Source organism: Rhodocytophaga rosea (assembly GCF_010119975.1).
Taxonomy (GTDB): Bacteria; Bacteroidota; Bacteroidia; order Cytophagales; family 172606-1; genus Rhodocytophaga; species Rhodocytophaga rosea.
This window is the reverse complement of sequence record NZ_CP048222.1, coordinates 5,725,798-5,744,849: the sequence shown is the minus strand read 5'-3', so window position 1 is coordinate 5,744,849 and position 19,052 is coordinate 5,725,798. Positions and strand designations below refer to the sequence as shown.

The 19,052-nt window shown below is 42.7% G+C and carries 14 protein-coding genes; 4 read left to right on the top strand and 10 right to left on the bottom strand.

Features of this window, described 5'->3' with window-relative positions; genetic code table 11:
• Positions 1 to 84 precede the first annotated feature (84 nt).
• The 3 genes from GXP67_RS23765 (at position 85) to GXP67_RS23755 (ending at position 5,607) form a co-directional block, all read left to right on the top strand.
• Positions 85 to 1,464 carry an HlyD family secretion protein gene (locus tag GXP67_RS23765; RefSeq protein WP_162445424.1) on the top strand — a complete coding sequence of 460 codons (1,380 nt, stop codon included), beginning with the start codon at positions 85 to 87 and terminating at the stop codon, positions 1,462 to 1,464.
• Positions 1,451 to 2,896: a TolC family protein gene (locus GXP67_RS23760; protein WP_162445423.1), complete on the top strand. Its 1,446-nt coding sequence runs from the start codon at positions 1,451 to 1,453 to the stop codon at positions 2,894 to 2,896. Before GXP67_RS23765 ends, GXP67_RS23760 begins: the two co-directional genes overlap by 14 nt.
• 242 nt (positions 2,897 to 3,138) lie before the next feature.
• Positions 3,139 to 5,607: a ligase-associated DNA damage response DEXH box helicase gene (locus GXP67_RS23755; RefSeq protein WP_162445422.1), complete on the top strand. Its 2,469-nt coding sequence runs from the start codon at positions 3,139 to 3,141 to the stop codon at positions 5,605 to 5,607.
• Between the two features lie 113 nt (positions 5,608 to 5,720).
• On the opposite strand, the gene GXP67_RS23750 is transcribed toward GXP67_RS23755, so the two are convergent.
• The 8 genes from GXP67_RS23750 to GXP67_RS23715 all read right to left on the bottom strand — a co-directional run bounded on the left by GXP67_RS23750 (position 5,721) and on the right by GXP67_RS23715 (position 15,006).
• A complete protein-coding gene (locus GXP67_RS23750) occupies positions 5,721 to 6,524 on the bottom strand; it encodes a ferritin-like domain-containing protein (RefSeq protein ID WP_162445421.1) in 804 nt (267 codons plus the stop codon).
• Between the two features lie 20 nt (positions 6,525 to 6,544).
• On the bottom strand, positions 6,545 to 7,252 hold the full coding sequence (locus GXP67_RS23745; RefSeq protein ID WP_232064549.1) for a ferritin-like domain-containing protein: 708 nt from the start codon (positions 7,250 to 7,252) through the stop codon (positions 6,545 to 6,547).
• A 419-nt stretch (positions 7,253 to 7,671) separates the two neighbouring features.
• Positions 7,672 to 8,394: a LytR/AlgR family response regulator transcription factor gene (locus GXP67_RS23740; RefSeq protein WP_162445420.1), complete on the bottom strand. Its 723-nt coding sequence runs from the start codon at positions 8,392 to 8,394 to the stop codon at positions 7,672 to 7,674.
• A 96-nt stretch (positions 8,395 to 8,490) separates the two neighbouring features.
• A complete protein-coding gene (locus GXP67_RS23735) occupies positions 8,491 to 9,645 on the bottom strand; it encodes a sensor histidine kinase (protein ID WP_162445419.1) in 1,155 nt (384 codons plus the stop codon).
• Between the two features lie 173 nt (positions 9,646 to 9,818).
• Positions 9,819 to 11,924: a PASTA domain-containing penicillin-binding protein gene (locus GXP67_RS23730; protein ID WP_162445418.1), complete on the bottom strand. Its 2,106-nt coding sequence runs from the start codon at positions 11,922 to 11,924 to the stop codon at positions 9,819 to 9,821.
• Between the two features lie 195 nt (positions 11,925 to 12,119).
• Positions 12,120 to 12,518 carry an FtsL-like putative cell division protein gene (locus tag GXP67_RS23725; RefSeq protein WP_162445417.1) on the bottom strand — a complete coding sequence of 133 codons (399 nt, stop codon included), beginning with the start codon at positions 12,516 to 12,518 and terminating at the stop codon, positions 12,120 to 12,122.
• A 120-nt stretch (positions 12,519 to 12,638) separates the two neighbouring features.
• Complete coding sequence (rsmH, locus tag GXP67_RS23720; protein ID WP_162445416.1) at positions 12,639 to 13,562, bottom strand: 16S rRNA (cytosine(1402)-N(4))-methyltransferase RsmH; 924 nt, start codon at positions 13,560 to 13,562, stop codon at positions 12,639 to 12,641.
• A 247-nt stretch (positions 13,563 to 13,809) separates the two neighbouring features.
• Positions 13,810 to 15,006, bottom strand: a complete 1,197-nt coding sequence (locus GXP67_RS23715; protein ID WP_162445415.1) for a baeRF3 domain-containing protein — start codon at positions 15,004 to 15,006, stop codon at positions 13,810 to 13,812.
• Between the two features lie 603 nt (positions 15,007 to 15,609).
• On the opposite strand from GXP67_RS23715, the gene GXP67_RS23710 reads away from it, so the two are divergent.
• Positions 15,610 to 16,098: a fasciclin domain-containing protein gene (locus GXP67_RS23710; RefSeq protein ID WP_162445414.1), complete on the top strand. Its 489-nt coding sequence runs from the start codon at positions 15,610 to 15,612 to the stop codon at positions 16,096 to 16,098.
• A gap of 86 nt (positions 16,099 to 16,184) precedes the next feature.
• On the opposite strand, the gene GXP67_RS23705 is transcribed toward GXP67_RS23710, so the two are convergent.
• Together GXP67_RS23705 and GXP67_RS23700 are read right to left on the bottom strand one after the other, a co-directional pair.
• Positions 16,185 to 17,561, bottom strand: a complete 1,377-nt coding sequence (locus GXP67_RS23705; protein ID WP_162445413.1) for a GH1 family beta-glucosidase — start codon at positions 17,559 to 17,561, stop codon at positions 16,185 to 16,187.
• A 3-nt stretch (positions 17,562 to 17,564) separates the two neighbouring features.
• Positions 17,565 to 18,614 carry a glycosyltransferase family protein gene (locus GXP67_RS23700; RefSeq protein WP_162445412.1) on the bottom strand — a complete coding sequence of 350 codons (1,050 nt, stop codon included), beginning with the start codon at positions 18,612 to 18,614 and terminating at the stop codon, positions 17,565 to 17,567.
• Positions 18,615 to 19,052: the final 438 nt, after the last annotated feature.

The window sequence follows — 19,052 nt, the reverse complement described above, 5'->3', positions numbered from 1 at the left end:
ATAGAGGTTCCCGGCAATCAAAAGCAAGGTATATGCTTGGTATTTAAGCCCTATACCATCAACCATCAACGAATTAGTAATAAAATGGCCATAGATACAAAATATCATCAAATCAGCAGTTTTCAGGGTTTTGAAACCTTCCGGATGATCCAGGAACCCAGGCTGGCCCAGTCTTTATCTCTGTGGTGTGGCGGTATTTTACTGCTTATCATCCTGGGTACTTTTCTGCCCTGGACCCAGAACATCCGTTCCCATGGAAAACTGACCACCCTCAATCCTGCCGACAGGCCCCAAACGGTTCACAGTACCATAGCCGGCCGGATCGAAAAATGGCATGTGCAGGAAGGACAATCTGTGAAGAAAGGAGATACCATTATTACCCTATCAGAAGTAAAAGACAAGTTTTTTGACCCGGAATTTCTGGTAAGAATCGATGAGCAGATTGATGCAAAAGAAGGTACGCTCAAATCGACCAGGCAGAAAGCAGAAGCTTTGCAAAAACAAATTGCAGCCCTGCAATCGGGACTAAAATTTAGCCTTGATAAAGCCCGTAATAAAGTGAAACAAACGGCTTTAAAAGTACAAAGCGACAGCATAGATTTTGTGGCCGCCAAAACCGATTTTGATATCGCCAAGGTTCAACTGGAACGCCAGGAAAAACTCTATAAACAAGGCTTAAAATCCTTAACCGAGTATGAAACCCGCCGCCTGAAATTCCAGGAAGTTACTGCCAAACTGCTATCCAGCGAAAACAAGTATTATACTACTAAAAACGAACTGGTAAACTCGCGCATTGAACTCAACTCCCTCGAAGCCGAATATTTAGATAAAATCTCCAAAGCAGAATCAGATTTGAGTTCTACACTTGGCTATTTGTACGATACGGAAGGCGAAATTTCCAAGATGAATAATGAGTATGCCAACATGCAGATCAGGAGTTCGTTTTATGGCATTACAGCTCCGCAGGATGGCTATGTTGTAAAGGCACTGGTAAGTGGGATCGGGGAAACCGTGAAAGAAGGACAGGCGGTAGCCAGTGTAATGCCAGCTGATCCAGAACTTGCAGTGGAACTGTACGTAAAGCCGGTAGATATTCCCCTGCTCACGAAAGGAAGGAAAGTTCGCCTGCAATTCGACGGATGGCCTGCGTTGGTATTTTCCGGATGGCCCAATACCAGTTTTGGCACTTTCGGAGGCAAGGTAGCCGTGATTGATAATATCGACAGCCAAGGAAAATACCGCATTCTGGTGGTGCCCGATCCGGAAGAGGACCCCTGGCCAAAGCCTGTACGGGTAGGCTCCGGGGTGTATGGCTGGGCAATGCTGAATGATGTGCCCATCTGGTATGAAATCTGGAGGCAATTAAATGGTTTCCCGGCTGATTATATGGCTGATGTAGCCGTTGATGCTTCTACTTCGAAAGAGGGTTCTGCCTCAAAAACAGAAAATAATGACAGCTATTAAGCCTATGCGTTGTAAAGAATTATTATGGGTTGTATTCTTGGCAAGTATAGGACTGCCATCTGCCTTGTTGGCCGATACCACTGCCGTGTTCCGGATGGATGATTATTATGCACAGATCATTAAATACCATCCGGTAGCCAGGCAAGCTAACCTACTGGACGAAAAAGCCAGACAGGAATTACGAATAGCCAGAGGAATGCTTGACCCTACTGTAATTTCCAAATTCTACCGGAAAGAACTAGGCGGCACCAATTATTACACCTTGTGGGATAATACGTTAAAAATTCCAGTCTGGTATGGAACCGATATTAAGGCTGGTTTTGAGCGGAACAGTGGTGTAAACGTAAATGGCGAAAATCTCACCCCTTCGGAAGGCTTAACTTATGTGGGAATCAGTGTACCCATCGGACAAGGTTTAATTATTGATGAAAGGCGTTCTACCATCCGACAGGCACAACTGATGGTTAATCTGGCAGAAGCTGAAAAAATAAGCATGATCAACAAATTACTCCTGCAGGCCGGAAAAGATTATATAGACTGGATGTTTGCCTACCACCGCTGGCAACTGTTTTCGCAAGGCTATGACCTGGCAAAATTCCGCTTTGAAGCCGTAAAAGAACGGGTAGTACAGGGAGATTTATCCGGCATAGATTCGGTGGAAGCCAAAATTGAAATGCAGAACCGCCGGGTGATGATGCGACAGGCAGAAGTAGAATACCAAAATGCTTCATTGATCGTATCAAATCATTTGTGGACAGAAAATAATACACCTGTTGAGGTTACAACAGGCATGATCCCTGCGGAACCGAAAGCCGTAACCAGCAACATTCAAATGGATTCGCTGCAAACACTACTGCAACTGGCCCAAACCAATCATCCTGACCTGATCAAGCAGCGCATTAAACTCAACCAGCTCAACATAGAACGAAGGTTTATTGCTGATAAATTTAAACCCAAATTAAACCTAGAATACAATATTATCCAGAAAGGTTTTCCGCTGGCTGGCGAATCTTTTAACGGAACCTATCTATCAAATAATTATAAGTTTGGTGCCTCTTTCAGCTTTCCTATTTTTCTGCGGAACGAGCGGGGTAAACTGCAACTTACAACACTCAAGATCACTGAGTCTAACTTAGGCTTGCAGCAATCCGGACGGGAGATAGTGAATAATGTGCAGGCAGCCTATAACGACCTGGTGGCTCTGAATGAGCAGGTAAGCTTGCAGGAAGATATGACAGGCAATGCCCGGATCATGCGGGATGGCGAACAGCAGCTTTTTAATAATGGCGAAAGCTCTCTGTTTATGATCAATTCCAGGGAAATGAGCCTAATCAATAACCAAGTAAAACTCTACGAATTCAAAGCCAAATACGCCAAAGCCAGAATCACCCTGCAATGGGCAGCCGGTACTATGAATGTAGGCAATCAGTAACCGCCATACAACATATTATTTGAATAACAAATATAAAACAAGGAATAACGAATCTTGAGAAAGCAATATAACTTTACTTCAGTATTCCTTGTTCATCGTTCATCTGTTCTACATTCAAAATATATTAACTTCAGAACCTCCCTCCTCCTTTCAGCGTTGCATAACCGGATAATATAGTATGGCAAATAGTTACAGCCTTTCAGCCAAAAACATCCAACATTATAACCTTATTTATTGCAGCCTTGGAACACCCCTTTTATCCGCTTATCGAAAAATGGTTTGCTGTACACAACCGGAAGCCGTTTCATTTCCAGCTGGAAACCTGGCAAGTCTATCTTTCCGGCAAAAGTGGATTACTGAATGCACCTACCGGCAGCGGCAAAACCCTGGCACTCTGGATTCCCTGTTTACTTGAATACATGGCTACCCATCCGGATTACTGGATGCCCAGAAAAAATGGCTTGCAGATCATCTGGATTACACCTTTACGGGCACTGGCCAAAGATTTACAGAAAAATATGCAGGCCGTTTGCGATGAGTTGAATATTGCCTGGCAGGTAGGTTTACGCACCGCAGATACCACGTCCAATGAAAGGCAGAAGCAGAAACGCAATATGCCGGAATGCCTGATTACCACCCCCGAAAGCCTGCACCTGATGCTAAGTCAGAAAGAACATGCGAAAGTATTTGAAGGATTGCAAGCTATTATTATAGATGAATGGCACGAACTGCTGGGAAACAAACGGGGTATACAGGTAGAACTGGCTTTGTCCAGATTAAAAACGATTGCTCAACTTAATAATAAAGACCACACGCTGAAAATCTGGGGTGTATCTGCCACGATTGGCAATCTGGAACAGGCGATGGAAGTATTGCTGGGCAAACAAACAACACAGGGCATTATCATCCGGGCGGATATTCATAAATCACTGCGCATTGAATCTATTCTGCCTGATGATGTAAAAGAGTTTCCCTGGGTAGGACATCTGGGTTTGAAACTGATTCCCAAACTCATTCCGATCATTGAGCAAAGCCAGACTACTTTACTCTTTACCAATACCCGTGCCCAGACTGAAATCTGGTACCAGCATTTATTACTCGAAGCCCCTGAACTGGCCGGAGCCATTGCCATGCACCACGGCTCCCTGGACCGCGCTATCCGGGAATGGGTAGAAGATGCCATTGCAGAAGGACGGCTAAAAGTAGTGGTGTGCACTTCCAGCCTTGATCTAGGGGTGGATTTTAGTCCGGTAGAAACCATTATACAGGTAGGAAGCCCAAAAGGAATTGCCAGATTTTTACAACGGGCAGGCCGGAGCGGACACCAGCCGGGCGCACTCAGCAAAATCTACTTTGTGCCTTCTTATTCTTTAGAATTGATTGAAAGTGCCGCTTTACAGGATGCAGTAGCCAACCAACTCACCGAAGAACGTACTCCCCTGCTCAAACCCATGGATGTACTCGTGCAATACCTGGTTACGATAGCGGTAGGTGACGGATTTTATGAAGATCAGTTATATAATCAGATCCGAAACACCTATGCCTATTCAGGGTTAACAGAAGATGAATGGAACTGGGCACTTGATTTTATTACAACCGGTGGCAAAAGCCTGGGTGCCTATGATGAATTCTCGAAAGTAGATATACGGGAAGATGGCTTATTCTATGTACAATCTAAAAAAACCGCCGCCAGGCACCGGCTTTCAATCGGAACCATTGTGAGCGACCCGGTTTTGCGGCTTAAATACCTGAAAGGCTCCGATCTGGGTACGATTGAAGAATCTTTTGTTTCGAGACTGGAACCTGGAGATGTATTCTGGTTTGGCGGCAAAAATCTGGAATATGTCCGCATCCGGGAAATGACAGTTTGGGTACGGAAGGCAACTACAGGTAAAGGCGTAATTCCCAGGTGGGGTGGCAGCCGGTTGTCTCTTTCTTCAGATTTATCTCAACTGATCCGGCAGAAACTGGAAGAAGCACGGGACGGAAAGGCTACCCAGGTAGAATTCCGTTTACTGAAACCTTTATTGGCTGTACAACAACAGCGCTCCTTGATTCCTGCCAAACATGAATTGTTGATAGAAAAACTGGAAAGCCGGGAGGGATACCATGTATTTATGTATCCCTTTGAAGGCCGGCAGGTACATGAAGTACTATCTGCTTTAATTGCGTATCGCATCAGTAAAATAAAGCCTATTTCATTTTCTATTGCCATGAATGATTATGGATTTGAATTGCTTTCGGATGTTGATATTCCCATTGAAGAAGCGCTGGAACAGGATTTATTTTCCACAGCAAATCTGCTGGAAGACATTGAAAAAAGCATCAACGAAACAGAAATGGCTAAACGGCGTTTCCGGGATATTGCAGCCATCGCCGGACTCGTGTTTATGGGCTATCCTGGAAAGAATATTACCAGCAAACATTTGCAGGCCTCTTCTCAGTTATTATTCGATGTATTTCAGCAGTATGAACCAGAAAACCTTTTGGTAAAACAAGCTTTCCGGGAAGTATTAAATCTGCAACTCGAACAATCCAGGCTTAGCCAGACCCTGCACCGCATTCATTCCCAGCAAATCCGCATAACTTATCCCAGAAAAGCTACTCCTTTTGCTTTTCCCATTATGATCGACCGCCTGCGGCAACGCCTGAGTTCAGAGAAACTCGAAGACCGGATCGCTAAAATGCAGGTACAGGTGCAGAAATGGTAAATAATGTACCAAAATAGTAAAACCGGCCTGTAAGAAAAGTAGTAGATTTTCTTACAGAACCGGTTTCAGGAAACCAGCGCTGCTTATTAAACAGGACGGGTTTGGTATGCAAACTAACCCACAATAAATAAACCTGCAATAGCCAGAACTTCGTCTTTGCTAAGGGGTTCATCAAAACCTTCTGTGATAGCAGAGACCGGCGCAGAGGTAATTGTTTTTACATCGTTTACAGCTCCTTGTTTCACATTTTCTTCGCCATTATATACGGCTTGCGTAGCAGCAGGCATGTTTCCCCGGTCATTTCCGGTGATCCATCCTTTTTGCCCACGTAGCCTTCTTACTTCTGCTGCATGACGGGCTTCCACCGAATGAATCTGTAGCGCCGTGGTTAACACAGTATTATTGCTGATCAGATTACCGGCCTGTCCTTTATAGGCACGCACACCAGTATCTTCAAATGCCTGGGCTACAGCCATAAATGTCATAGGATTGGTGAGTACATCGGCAAATGCGCCGCCAGCTGTAAAATCAAAGGTAGGCTTGTTAACCGGTGTACCCCCTGCGCCTGTAATGGCTCCTTTCAGTAAGTTTACGTGCGCAGTTTCATGTTTGCCAATTTGCGTAAAAACGGCTTTTACATCGGCAGGAATCGCTGTTGGAGAAGCTAGTCCTGCTTTGTAGAACTCGTCTTCCAGATATTCCAGGGTCAAGGCAAAGTTAAGTACATCCAGAATGCTGGTTGATGACTGGCCATAGGCTTTTTTGAACATCGAGCCCAAGGCAAGCGGCAAAGAAGCAAGGGCTACTTTTACACCGAACTTGCCAGCGGAAGCGAATGCATTGCGCCGGGAATTGAGGCGGTCATATACATCGGCATCAAATTTTTCTATATTTTCTAATATTTTTAGAATATTCATAATGATTCTTCCAGGTTTAATTAAGGTGTAGGTAGGTTACTTGCGTTAATTTTAGTTTTGACAAACGGGCTTGCCAGCATCAGTACCTTATCAGGCAACATCTGCCCATCCAGTCCGTTGGTATCTACTACATCATCTCCGGAAAAATCAGCCGATTTTGGATTGATCAGGGAACGAATGGCTGCTGCATGACGGGCTTCTACCGATACAATTTTACCGGCAATCAGCAATAGATTTGGATCTGTCAGGAGTTGTCCGGCACCATTATACGCTGATACACCCAGGTCTTCAAAGGTTTTAGCGGTTGAAAGCACACTAGTACGGTTGGTAAAGTCAACTTTACTGAAATCAACTTCCAGATTTGCAATCGCCGCGGAGCCTAAGGCTGCTTTAAAAAAGTCACGGTGGGCTACTTCGTGGTCCCTGAGGTCAGTCAGAATTTGTTCTTCCTCAGCGGTAATCCCGCTATATTTAGTCTGGATGACTTGTGTATAAAATGCGGCCTCCAATTGTTCAAGCGCATAGGCATAATTTAATACACCAATATCTCCGCTTCCCAGATCCACACCCATATCTACGGGCATTCCCGATTCATCGTCTTTGCAACCTGATAATACCAAGGTGGCGGTTAAAGCAGAAGTTCCTGCATAGCTGAAGAACAGTCGGCGGCTGATTGGGCTTGGCTGGTTGGCCTCCTTTCTGTTCATGTTTTTCAAATTTTTTGTCATAGGTTTAGTTTTAAAAAAATAAAATAATTGATACATCTCATAATAGGCCATTGCCTGGCATTAAACCTGATCATGAATGTTTGTGCATACCTACGGCTACAATTGAAAACCAGATTGCAGGAGAGAAATAATATCAAGATAAAAATGATATTTTCATTAGAATTGATATTGTGAGTAGAAGCACTTCTCCTCCAGGGCCAGAGAGGCCTTAATCAATTACTAATTACGAATTACTAATGAGAGATGATATATCTACAATTCGTAATTGGTTATTAGTAATTACATATAGGGTGGCTCCTGCAAAAGCTGTAATCGGCAATACGCATTTATATTCTTTCCTATGATTACAGATGAGACTATATAAACAGTCGGGCTATTAGAACCAAGTTGACAGGTATATTCCGCAAAATCTATATTGTTTATTCTACAGCCAGTTTTAAGCTCTTGAAGATTTCGTGCTTGTAATTCCGGCCAATGGGAAGTTCTTTGCCGGCAATTGTGAGCTGATGTGGGGTATAGGATTCTATTTTGTCGGCAGCGATAATAAAGGAACGGTGAATGCGCAAAAACTTTTCTCCCGGCAACATTTCTTCCAGAGAAGTAATGGTTTGTTTGGCCACCAGTTGTTTACTTTTAGTTACAATCTTTACATAATCCTTCAGGCTTTCCACATACAAAATGTCATGGAGGAGCACTTTTACCATTTTGCGGTCGATGCGGAAATAGAGAAACGCTTCATGGGCAGGATGATATATCTCTTTCGGCTGAGCTGGCAGCGGTTCGTGATTTTCCAGTTTGTATACCTTGGCAATTGCCTTAATAAAACGTTCCAGAGATATGGGTTTGAGCAGGTAATCTACCGCATCCAGGTCAAAACCTTCCAGGGCATATTCCCGGTAGGCAGTAGTAAAAATCACTTTAGGCGGATTACGGAGGGTTTTCAGAAAATCTGTTCCCAGCAGTTTAGGCATTTTAATATCCAGAAACATCAGATCGACCGGCTGGGTTTGTAACACTTCAAAGGCAGCAATGGCATTCTGGCACTGAGCAACCAGCTCCAGCATAGGAACAGCCGTTATATGTGCCCGGAGCACCTGTAAGGCCGGAGGTTCATCATCTACCAGTAAACAGCGGATTTTCATAGCTAATAAGTTGGCAGTCAATAGTCGTTAGTTAAAAATCAGTATGGCTTGTTTTTATATTCTTGCTGACTCCTGGCAAATGACTGGTGACCAGTATTACAATTGATAGGCAGGCGTTGCTTTCGAAGCTGACTGTTCCAATGGTTCCAGTGTCAAGCTGAGCGTCACCATAAATATTTCTCCTTCCGCACTTATTTTTAATTCATACTGGCCGGGATAGATTAAATCTAAACGCTTTTTCACATTTTTCAAGCCTATTCTTTCCGAATGGTTGTTTTCAGGGTTATATGGCTTTTCATACTCAGGAGTACTATTAATAAGTTTAAAAGTCAGCATATCATTTTTTACCAGAATATCCAGGCTGATCCAGGCCTGGTCAAGTTGCTCGCTTACGCCGTGTTTAAAACTGTTTTCAATAAATGGAATCAGCAGTAAAGGCGCAATGAGTTTATCTGCTGCATTTCCTCGTACATTCACCGAAATATCCACTCTCTCCCCATATCTCATATTTTCAAGTTCGATATAGGTTTGAATAAGTTTTACTTCGTTAGTGAGCAATACCTTAGGTGCATTGCATTCATAGAGCATATAACTGAGCAAACCCGATAGTTTAACTACTACCTCTGGTGCCAGCCTCGAGTTAGTAAGTGTTAAGGCATATAAATGATTGAGTGTATTGAACAAAAAATGCGGATGAACCTGTGATTTGAGTAGCTGTAATTCTGCTGTTAACTTCTCGCGTTCTAGTTGCTGGTTGGCCTGTTGTTTCAGAAAAAAATGTTTCAGCAATACAATGGCTGCTGCAAAACCGCCGGTTTGTAAACCACCCCGGAGCCCTGCCATCAATCCGAAAAAGAAACTGCTCAAAGGTGGCGGTGTACCCTGGCTCACACGGTAAGGCGTAATTAACAGATAGGTGATCAGGTGAGAGATAATGGCTGCCAGAAGGGTAAATATAACCACTCCAGCCAGAAAACTTAGGTATCGGTTGCGGAGCAAGTAAGTGGGAATCAGAAAATAAATGATCGCATAGCTGTAAATAATATGAATAGGCATATATAACAGGGCTTCCACCGCTGAAATGCCAAAAGATACTCTATACAGCCGGATTTCTGTCAGGCTTACCGATATAGGTTTGCTGCTGTAAATAATTGTAAAAAACAGCCACCATACGCCCCAGAACAGCAAATGCCTGGCAATCCGGTAGCTGGGCTGATTAGAGAAAATGAATGGATTATCCAGAGTCTGCATAGGGATGCTTGCTTTCTTACACTAAAATACAGAAAAGACAACCCTGGTACTATAGTCGGCTCACTTTGTAGACGAAAAGCTTACTTTTACTGCCCAACGACATCTGTTCATTGCCACTTGGATAGACAAACAGAATAGCAAGCTGATTTTTCAAGAGAGTAACTACAAAAAATTCAGGAGCCTAATACCACATCAATACTGCTACCTCTCAGCACTGAACTTCCCGGACGCTGGGATTGAGAAATAACCCTTCCATGTCCCTTTACATTCACCCGCAAGCCTTTATTTTCCAGAATATATAAGGCATCTTTTAAAGTCATGCCGCTTACATCCGGCACCTGGTTGGGAAGGTATTGTTTGCTTTTCCAGCTGATAGAACGGTTGCTTACATTGGCGACTACCCATTCTTCGGTATCACGGGTGTGGTTAGAAATACCCATTTCATTGCACAAATACCGCAGGTCTTCGAAGTATCCGGCTTTTACCATCGGAAAAATACCTTTGTCATCCTCCCAGGCTTTACGGGGTAGTTGTTTGTGCATTTGAATATCCCGGGCATATACTTTATCAGCAATCTCTTTAAAAACGGGAGCAGCTACTTCTGCCCCATACTGCCGGTAACCCTTAGGCCCATCAATTACGACAATACAGCTATACTTGGGATTATCCGCTGGAAAATAGCCTGCAAATGAAGTATAATACTCTCTGGTGTATCGTCCTTCTTTCAATTTTTGGGAAGTACCTGTTTTACCTGCAATTTTATAATCGCTGTTGCGTATACTTTTTGCTGTACCGTGTTCTACTACGCCTTCCAGCATTTTCCTCACTTTCTTCAATGTCCGGTCAGAGCAGATTTTTTCATTGATCACCCTGGGCTGGTACATTTCTTCTACATTATCTGCAATCCGGGCCTCTTTTACAATCATAGGCTGGATCATTTTTCCATTATTGGCTACCGCATTGTAAAAAGCAAGTATGTGCAAAGGCGAGATTTTGGATTCATACCCAACGGCCATCCAGGGCAAGGTAATACCACTCCAGGTTTTGTCTTCCGGACGTTTGATATACGGTTCTGCTTCGCCCAGCATCTGGAAACCCATGGATTTGGTTAACCCAAATGATTGCAGATAATCAATAAACCGCTGTGGCTTGGTGCGGAAATGTTCGCGCATCATCATCACAAAGGCCACGTTAGACGAATGTTCAAAAGCTTCCTGAACAGTAATTTTTCCATACCCCCCGGGTTTAGCATCGTTCATTACAGCTCCACTATACCGGAAAGTACCATTGCCGGTATCTATACTATCCGTAGGTTCCAGGCTGGTTTCTTCCAGCAAGGCGATCATCGTGGGCAATTTAAAAGTAGAACCAGGATCGGTACGTCCCTGCTGACCAACGGCATAATTATAGGTTTCGGCATAGTTTCCATTTTTCTGCTGGCCTAAATTCACCATCGCTTTAATTTCTCCGGTCGCTACTTCCATCAATACCACACATCCATAATTGGCTTCATGGTCTTTTAATGCCCGGTGTAAAGCGGCTTCGGCTACGTCCTGTAGATTAATGTCAATCGTGGTTTGAATATCCCAACCCTGCTCTGGCGGAACTTCCGAATCATCATTTAAAGGTTTCCATCCACCTCCGGCCATACGCTGAAACAGGGCTTGTCCGTCTTTTCCGGCAAGCTGGCGGTTAAAGCTGGCTTCCAAACCTACGATTCCTCTGCTTTCCTGACTCACGTATCCGATGGTACGGGTACCTAAGGCCACAAATGGATTAAAACGCCTGTCTATTCGCTCAAAAATAACGCCTCCTTTGTACCTCCCTGCCCGTAGAATCGGCCAATCTTCCATCATCTTTTTGGTCTGGTAGTTAATCATGCGGGGATTTACCATCAGGTATTTCTTTTTACCATGCCGGGCATCATTGATCTTCCGCTTATATTCTTCCGGCGTTTTGTCTTTAAAATGTACCGACAACAGGTAGGCCAGTGAATCGATTCCACTTCTATATAGTTTATTATCCGGCACGCTGGGATCTATGGCCAGTTTGTAGAAAGGCACTGAAGTAGCCAGCAGGTTTCCATCATCGGAATAGATATTACCTCTGGTAGCTTTTACTTTGCGGAAATTAATGGTTTTTGCCTGCGCCTGCTTCCGCCAGTGATCGCCTTCTACCCATTGCAGGTGAAACATTTTAGCTCCTACTGCCATGGAAAAGAGGGCAACCAGCAAAAATGCAATGCGGACTCTAACCAGTATTGAATTCTTAATATTCACAGCGGAATTGATTTAGCATTCAGAAAATTAAGAAGATTTAAATATTCATAAATCAAAAATTAGAAGATTATAAAATTTGAACATTTAAAACTAACTGCTAATAGAAAATCTTACAATCTTACAATCTTACAATCTTACAATCTTACAATCTTACAATCTTACAATCTTACAATCTTACAATCTTACAATCTATAACTATTCTTGTTCTTTTTTCAACATAATTTTATAAGGTGGCACCGCACTTTCATACAATCCCATGGGTGCTACTTTACGGGCTACTTCCGACTGCTTGCCATCATACTCGTAACTGGCCCGGATGGTAATATATTCAGCCCGGAGATCATCTACCTCTACTTTCAGTTTATCGAGTTTACGCACTGTTTTTTCGGCATAATGAATATTGCCGATATAGAATATACCTAAGGCAGCCGTAAATAAAATGTAGGGAATATAGCGAACCGGCAGGCCATTTTCAAAAATAATCCCCAGCTTTACATAGTTTTCGATCAGCTTAAAAAAACTATTCCCTTTCTTCCGTGGACTTGCCGCCGGTTGTTTTGGTTTTGCAGCCTGTTTAAATGTATTGGTTGCCATTTATGTTCACTTAATTGTTGGTCATTAAAAAATACTGAATAATATAATTCAGAATTATAGGGTAAAGCTTATTTTTCCTTTATAACCTTCTGTCTGTCTAAATTCTATCCTTGGTGTATATTATTGACTATCTTCTAATCTCTCCGCTATTCTGAGTTTGGCGCTTCTGGCCCGGTTGTTTCCGGCAATTTCTTCTTCACTGGCTTCTATTGGTTTTTTATTTACTGCCCTAAAAGGAACCTGAAAATTGCCATACATATCTTTCTCTACTTCCCCACTGAACTTGCCTTTATTGATAAAGTTTTTCACCAGTCTGTCTTCCAGGGAATGATAGGAAAGTACAACCAGTCGGCCTCCCGGTTTTAATACAAGAGCCGTTTGTTCCAGCATTTCCTCCAGCACCCTGAGTTCTTCGTTCACTTCAATCCGCAAAGCCTGAAATACCTGCGCATAATATTTATTTTCACGTCCTCTGGGGGCAAATTTATTGAGAATGTTCTTCAGATCATTTACTGTTTGTACAGGTTTTGAAAAACGTTCTTTTACTATGGCTGCTGCCAGGGTACGGGCATTTTTTACTTCCCCGTACATACCCAGAATCTTATGCAGTTCTGCTTCCGGATAGGTATTTACAATCGTTTTCGCTGTCAGGCTGGCTTGCTGGTCCATACGCATATCGAGGTCTGCCTGGAAACGGGTTGAAAATCCCCGTTCTGCCGAATCGATCTGATGCGAAGATACCCCCAGGTCGGCCAGAATGCCATCTACCTGCCGGACGTTGTATAATTTTAGATAACGACGCAAATGCCGGAAATTAGCTTCAATCAGCGTAAATTCTTTTCGCCTGAGCTCTTTTGCATTTTCTTTGGCATCTGCATCCTGATCGAAAGCATATAATTTTCCTCCTTCCAGCTTGTCAAGTATCGCTCTGGAATGCCCCCCTCCGCCAAATGTAAGGTCAACATACACCCCTCCCGGCTGAATCTGCAAACCCTCTATACATTCGGAAAGTAATACAGGCTGATGATATGTTTGTGTAGACATGAATTAAAAAAGAAAGCCTATGTGGCTATTTGTGTTAAAAATACGTTTTTTATAAGATTTTGTGATAGTTTTTTATAAAACTGAAAGAAAAAAGCAAAAAAATAACCCTATTGCTGTGGCAAGCGAATAGGGTTATTTTTTTGCTGTTAGCTTTTGGTTATTAATTTTTAAAAAAACCTAAGAAAGTATATTTCTTTTATCTTTACTAAATCAATTAGATTGTTCCCACTAACAACTATCAACGAACTTAATACCTGGTAATAGCCGCCAGTTGCTGATGATCTCCAAGTTTTCCATTTTCCACAAAAACCACATTTCCTGCCTTGCTCATCACCAGTTCGATCAGATCGTCTACAGCATCTTCTGCAATACGGCCTGGGCCATTATAAGTATCCGGAACGTCCAAAGACAGAGAGTAGCCTTCATCGAGAATTAGTCCACGCACCTGGTAATTTTCTTCAATCAATAAAGTGCGTACCCGTCCTTCAAAGGCAGCTTTCCATACAGCATCAATGCCGCTTACATATAGATTACGCCCTACAGATTCCTGTAATTCAGAAAGCAGGTTTTCTTTTTCTTCCTGCATTTTATTTTGTACCACCGGCCATACCAGTTCAGAAATGGTTTGCGGAGGCGCATAATCATAATTGCCGTTTACAGTTCCGATTACCTTGTTCTCATTTTTTGAGAATTTAAGGAAATGGCTGATCTTTTTATCTACACCTACGAGTACCACCCGCAGGCTTTCCTGCGTCAGGTATTTACCCAAAGCCTGATCTATTTTTGTCAGATAGGGCCTTTGTTTTTCATCATAGCTAACTCCCTGAATAGACGACTGGTTGGAATTGGCATCTTCGTCGGCCTGGCCTTTGGGCGATGGAGCGTCAGGCTCTACAGAAGTATCTATAGCATCTTCAATTTCGTTGGTATCCAAGGCAGCGCCGGGAACTTCCTGTTCGGCCATGCTGGCTGGCATTTCCGGAACCTGAATGACAGATAAACTGGGGCCACTGCCACGGAGCGCCAGTACTTTTTTTTCACTGATCATCAATACCAGGTATTCGTTCAACTGGTTGCGTACCTGCACCAGGTCCCTGATCTGAAAATTATCTCCGATGAATACATTGCTTTCTACGGAAAACGGAAGCTTGATTACCTCTTCATGATCGGGCGACACAAATATGCCCATACTTTTATCACCATTGTCGAACTTGATATTTTCGGCTATGTTATCGAGTTTCTGACGGATGGTTTGCAGGGCCTGTTCATCTTCTATATTGCTGAGCCGCTGATAAGTTTCCTGCACCAGCACTTTCAGTTTGTGTTCGGGCGCTACAAAAGTAGGTGTACGCTCGTTTTCAAGGGGTAATAATATGGAAACCGACGGATAGGCCGACTGGTTACTCAAACTTTTTAATTTTTCCTGAATTTCCTGGTTTGTCATAGGGTTGAATACATTAAAATTGAGAATTGATTTAAACGCCGTTTCTAAACAGCAGCTATTCACTAAAGGCCATTTTCATCATGAGCTGAATAACAAAAATGACTAAAAAATATAATTACAGGTAGCCAGCTTTATTCAACACACTACCTGATGGATTTTTAATTACGGGAAGGATAGGGAATAGTTGCAGCAAATAAAAACAGGAGTGCTTGAACCTATAAGAACAGGCAATTTTAAATTACCGGCTACTAATACTGAAATAGAAACCAAATTGCATGTTAATAACAACAGCTTTTGCAGAAGCCACCTTATACAACCTTTGGGTCAGCACAGGCTATGCGTGGGTTGTATAGAAGTGGCGGATGTAAAAGCGGGGCCTCTCCGGCCCTGGAGGAGAAATACCTCTAAACAGAAGATTAGTTTTGCCACGCATTCTATTTTTATTTTGGTATGAATATGCGAACCCGTTCTCCTTTTATTATGGTGTTATACTTGAATAAAAGCCGCCACAACTACAAAATGCCTGTTTTGTTTCAAACTTTATTTTTAAACAATAGTCCAACCGGCTTGTTATGATGCTATTAACAAACCAATTAAAACTATATGAAAAAAGTAACCTTATTAGTTGCCATGGCTTTCGCCTTTTGTGTAAGCCTGACAAGTTCTTTTGGACAATCCAAAAACATTGTAGAAACAGCTTCGGCAAATCCTGATTTTAGTACGCTGGTATCAGCAATTAAAGCAGCAGGCCTGGCAGAAACACTGAGTGGCAATGGTCCTTTCACCGTGTTTGCACCTACCAATGAAGCATTCGCGGCTTTACCTGCCGGAACCCTTGAAAGTCTGTTAAAACCAGAAAATAAAGAGAAACTGGTATCTATTTTAACTTATCATGTGGTGAGCGGCAATGTAAAATCTACCGATCTGAAAGATGGCCAGAAAGCCAAAACTGTGAACGGAAAAGAAGCTAAAGTAAGCCTGAAAGGCGGCAAAGCGATGGTAGAAAATGCCAATGTTACCAAAGCCGATATTCCAACTTCCAATGGCGTAATCCACGTGATTGACAAAGTAATTCTGCCTTCAGGAATGTAGATCTAGTGGTGTTTATTGTTTATAGTGTGTATAAAAGCCTGGCTCTTCCGGGCTTTTATATTTTTATAGTAAGCTGCTTTAAGAATTTACTCTTTCAAAAAATCCCGGTACCAGTGGCCGGATGATTTAATGATGCGTTGCTGGGTAGCAAAATCCACATATACAATACCAAACCGGGGATGATAGCCCATGGCCCATTCAAAATTATCTGTAAACGTCCAGATGAAATAGCCTTCTACCTGTACGCCTTCCCCTTTTGCCCGGTATACCTGGGTAATATGATCTTGTAAGTATTGTTTTCTTTGTGGATCGTGTACTGCACCATCCTGCACGGTATCTGTAAAAGCAGCGCCATTTTCAGTGACATATATTTTTTTGATGTCCTCATACCTGGCATATTGTTTCAGCAAATGATAAATGGATTCAGGATATACTTCCCAGTTCATCAGCGTAGTGGGTACCTTACGTTTATTGGCTTTTACCAGGTCGGCATTGATAAAGGGCATCAGCCAGGTATGCGAAACCATCTCTCTGGTATATACCTGTACGCCAATAAAATCATAATTGAAAGGAAGCAAGTGATCATCTTCAGATTTATAATACTTATCGATTCTTTTCAAAAAAGGCAGATCAGCAACAGGATATCCCAAACCCAGGCTGGGTTCAATAAACAAGCGGTTAAGCAGCGCATCTATCCGTTGGGCAGCTTTTCTATCTCTTTCAGTATGCCGGTAAGGCTCTATATGGGAACCGGAAAAAGTGGTACCTACTTCTGCCTGTGGCCGCAAGCTTTTTACTACCCTGGCTCCTTCTGCCTGGCATAAGGCAGCATGATGAACCGCTGGAATAAAATTTTTCATCCACCGTTTGCCTGGGGCATGAATACCCAGAAAATACCCGGCTCCGGTAAACACCATGGGTTCATTAAGCACCATCCAATAGCGTACCCGGTCGCCAAAGTTTTTTACGCACACTTCCACAAAGTCTTTAAACCAGCCGATAATATCCCGGTTGGTCCAGCCGCCTTTCAATTCCAGGGCATGGGGCAAATCCCAGTGATACAACGTGACCCAGGGTTCTATTCCCAATTCCAGGCAATGATCGATCAGGTAATTATAATAATCGATGCCTTTCTGGTTTACCGGATACCTTCCGGTAGGCATAATTCTGGACCAGGCTAAAGAAAAGCGGAAATTGGGAATGTGCAGGCTCCGCATCAGTTGCAGGTCGTCGCGGTAGCCGTTGTAAAAATTGCAGGCAATATTGCCATGATGGTTGAGATAGATATTGCCCCGTTTGTTGCTGAACACATCCCAGATAGAAGGTCCTTTGTCTACCGTATGGGCACCCTCCACCTGGTAAGCGGCAACAGAAACGCCCCATTTAAAATTTTCACCAAAATCTGATCTACGTAAGGCAAATCCGGCCGCCTGCTGAGCCGGTTGAGAAAAGTGTATACCCATGCTTTATTTAGAAGGGATTAACTTGTAGGATTGTTCCCACATATAATCTATAGATGGAATGGCAGGGGTATAATGCGTATGGATAATCTGATCTATAATTTGTTCGGTCATGTCGGGATAATCTACAGGAATAATCTGGCCTTGTTCGAGCCAGTCGTATATAAGGGGAGCATATTTGAGGTGCAGCTTTTTAATCACCGGCACCCCCATTTGTTTAAGAGCAGCCGCATTGCATTGCTGTTCGTATTGATTTTTCATCGGAATTACCATCAGTTTCTTTTTCAGAAACAAAGCCTCAGCCGGTGTTTCAAAACCGGCACCACACAAAATACCTGTGCAGGAAGCCATGCTTTGAATAAACGCTTCATTGCTTAATGGTTGTATAGATACATTCCCGAGTTGAAATGCATTTTTATTGTGTTTGGAAAATACCTGCCATTTTACTTGTTTGAACTGGCTCAGGATATTGTACAGCCTTTCATCATCATAAGCTGGCAGATACACTGTATAATGTCCCTGGTCGCTTACTTCCAGCTGGCGGATCTGCCTGCGGATCACGGGGGTAAAAGTAGCTGAGTCGAAATGGTTGAAATGAAAGCCATATTGGACATTCACCGGTGCATAATTTTTGAGAATAAGTCTTCCCAGCTTATCATCTTTTTCAGGTTTGGGCGCATTTGGAGAAAGTACGGCACTCTGATGGCTTAAGCCGATACACAATTTTCGCTTTACTTTACAAGCCCAGGCGGAAACAGGTTCAAAATCGCTGATAATCAAACCATAGCCTTCCAGAGGCAAACGGGCGATTTCTTTATAAAACTTCCTGGTATCGGCCTGTAAAAAAGTTTTTTTAAAATCTACGCCTCCTTTTTTCCCGAATACAAAGCTCAGGCCATTAAAACGGTATTTGATAGGATAGTCCAAAGATACGTCTGCCTGTGTGCCACTGATGAGAACATCCAGTTCTCCTTTTTTTTCGAGAATAGGAATAATATCTCTTGCCCGGCTCAGATGCCCATTTCCGGTGCCTTGTATGGCATATAAAATTTTCATGTACTTGGTATGGTTACAAAAAAGCAAACCACTCAGAAATGAATCTGATCGTTATGGTTTGCTCAGCAATAAAGTTTTTAGCAGGTTGATGGACGCGAAATGTGTTTGTGTTCAATATGCGGTAAGTTGGTCAGAACAGGTGAAACGCACGTTTGATGTAGAATTTTAAAGGTGCATACAAAATAGCAAGCCGCAGGATAAATAGTCTTTCCTGCACAAACTGATAAGTTTTACGGAAGGTTTTCATAGCGGTATCATTATAATTTTACAACATCAGATGAGTCTTTCTGAATCATCCTTATAAAAATACGCTGGGTACATAAACTGGGTATTATCTGACTATTAAGTTTGTATGAAGTTTATTACTATGCTTAAATAATAAAACAACTGCTGAAAACTCTATTTCAGCATTACATTCTATGCTGACAGTCCAAAATA